Below are 1351 nucleotides of genomic sequence, written 5' to 3' on the forward strand. Positions count from 1 at the left end.
AACCCCATTTCACCGATGGCCGCCCGCCGCTGGAAAAGGTCGGCGTGCAGTTCGTCAGGGAGGTCGCCCCTTACGAGCTCATGAAGATCCGCATCCTCAATGGCGGCCACGCCACCATTGCTTATCCGGCCGGGCTGATGGACATCCATTTCGTCCATGAGGCGATGCAGGAGCCGCTGGTGCGCGGCTTCCTCGACAAGCTCGAGCATGACGAGATCATCCCGACCGTGCCGCCCGTGCCGGACACGGTGCTGGAAGACTACTACCAGCTCATCGAGAAGCGCTTCTCCAATCCCAAGATCGGCGACACAGTGCGCCGGCTCTGCCTCGACGGCTCCAACCGCCAGCCGAAATTCATCATCCCGACCATCGCGGACCGGCTGAAGGCGGGCAAAGGCGTTACCGGACTGGCGCTGGAATCGGCGCTGTGGTGCCGCTACTGCTTCGGAACGACGGACAGCGGCGCCGTCATCGAACCCAACGACCCGAGCTGGGATCGGATGCAGGCAACGGCAAAGGCGGCAAAGGCCGCGCCTGCCGCCTGGCTTGCGATGGACGACATCTATGGCGATGTCGGCCGCGCCACCGCCTTCGTCGAGGCCTTCGCCCACGCGCTCAACGTGCTCTGGGCCAATGGCACGCGCGCCACGCTGACGCGCTACATCGCCGGCAAGCTCTGAGAGCCAGCCGGCACCATGACGCCTGAACTGGTCATCTTCGACTGCGACGGCGTGCTGGTCGACAGCGAGGCGCTCTCCGTCTCGGCGCTGCTCGGCATGATCGAACTTGCCGGCGGCAGCATCGGCGAAGACGCCGCCTACGAACATTTCCTCGGCAAGAGCATGAAGAGCGTGCGCGAGATCCTCGGCCGCGACTTCGGCCTGGAGATCACCGATCGGCATCTCACCGCCCTGCGCGTTGACCTCATGCGAAAGTTCCGCGAGGAGCTGAAGCCGATCGCCGGCGTCAGGGAGATGTTGCCGAAGCTCGGCCTGCCGTATTGCGTTGCCTCTTCCGGTACGCTGGAACGGATTCGTTACGCGCTCGACGTCACCGGTCTGCTCACGCTGATGGAGCCGCATCTGTTCAGCGCCGCCATGGTTGCCAGGGGAAAGCCGGCACCGGACCTTTTTCTCCACGCTGCCGCCAGCATGCGGGCGCGTCCGCGCAACTGCCTGGTCATCGAGGACAGCCCCGCCGGCGTCGCGGCAGCACGCGCGGCCGGCATGCACGTCTTCGCCTTCACCGGCGGCGCGCACGCCGGCAATCCGGGATTGAAAGCGCGGCTTGCTTCGACCGAACCGGACTTTATATTCGCTGACATGCTGCAATTGCCGGATCTGATTGCAGG

The 1351-nt window shown here is 65.1% G+C and carries 1 protein-coding gene and 1 pseudogene; both read left to right on the plus strand.

Annotated features, from left to right (window positions below):
• Nucleotides 1-680: pseudogene (locus tag EOA36_RS35555) on the plus strand (mannitol dehydrogenase family protein); the annotation flags it as partial.
• Between the two features lie 15 nt (nt 681-695).
• Nucleotides 696-1351 (plus strand): HAD-IA family hydrolase (locus EOA36_RS35560; protein WP_127281246.1); only part of this gene is annotated, 656 nt, incomplete at its 3' end.

The organism is Mesorhizobium sp. M8A.F.Ca.ET.021.01.1.1 (assembly GCF_003998025.1).
GTDB lineage: Bacteria > Pseudomonadota > Alphaproteobacteria > Rhizobiales > Rhizobiaceae > Mesorhizobium.